Below are 506 nucleotides of genomic sequence, written 5' to 3'. Positions count from 1 at the left end.
ACCGCGATCACCTTGGTGGCGAGGATCGGGGCGAGAATCCGCACGTCGGCGAGGGGCCAGCTCCGGCCCGTGAAGGTGGGATTGCCGAAGGGATGCTCGGCGATCTCCTTCACCCTCGCGGACTCCCCCTCCCCCTCCACGCTCACGAACGCGACTCCATCCGGGCTGGCAATTCGACCAAGGCGCATGTCCGGAGTCTAACGGGGTGCGCGCACGGCGATCGACTGCCGGGTGGCCGGGAGGTAGAGTCCGGATCGAATTCCACATAACGGAACAGACATCTCAGATAGTGAGAGAAATGGATAGTCCGGACATCGGCCGGCGGCGGTGGCTCATCCTCGCGCTCGGCGTCTTCGCCCAGGCCGCGCAGGCCACGGTGATCAACGGCGTCGCCTTCCTCATCCCGACCCTCGACGAGGACACCGGCCTCACCCTCGCCCAGGCCGGGACACTCGCCGGGGCACCACTGCTCGGTGGCGTGTTCACCCTCGTCGTGTGGGGTGCGA

Annotated in this window: 1 protein-coding gene and 1 pseudogene; one reads left to right on the top strand and one right to left on the bottom strand. The window is 67.2% G+C overall.

Translation table 11 applies throughout. The annotated features are described in order from the left end of the window. A partial coding sequence (locus R1101_RS29960) for a DUF2437 domain-containing protein (protein WP_157179213.1) occupies positions 1 to 188 on the bottom strand: 188 nt, incomplete at its 3' end. A 110-nt stretch (positions 189 to 298) separates the two neighbouring features. Here R1101_RS29960 and R1101_RS29020 point away from each other — a divergent pair. Next, positions 299 to 506 (top strand): annotated as a pseudogene (locus R1101_RS29020) (MFS transporter); the annotation flags it as partial.

It is taken from the genome of Rhodococcus sp. R1101 (assembly GCF_000278445.1).
Taxonomy (GTDB): Bacteria; Actinomycetota; Actinomycetes; order Mycobacteriales; family Mycobacteriaceae; genus Rhodococcus; species Rhodococcus gordoniae.
The sequence above is the reverse complement of the archived record's forward strand: the minus strand, read 5'-3'. Positions and strand labels throughout refer to the sequence as shown.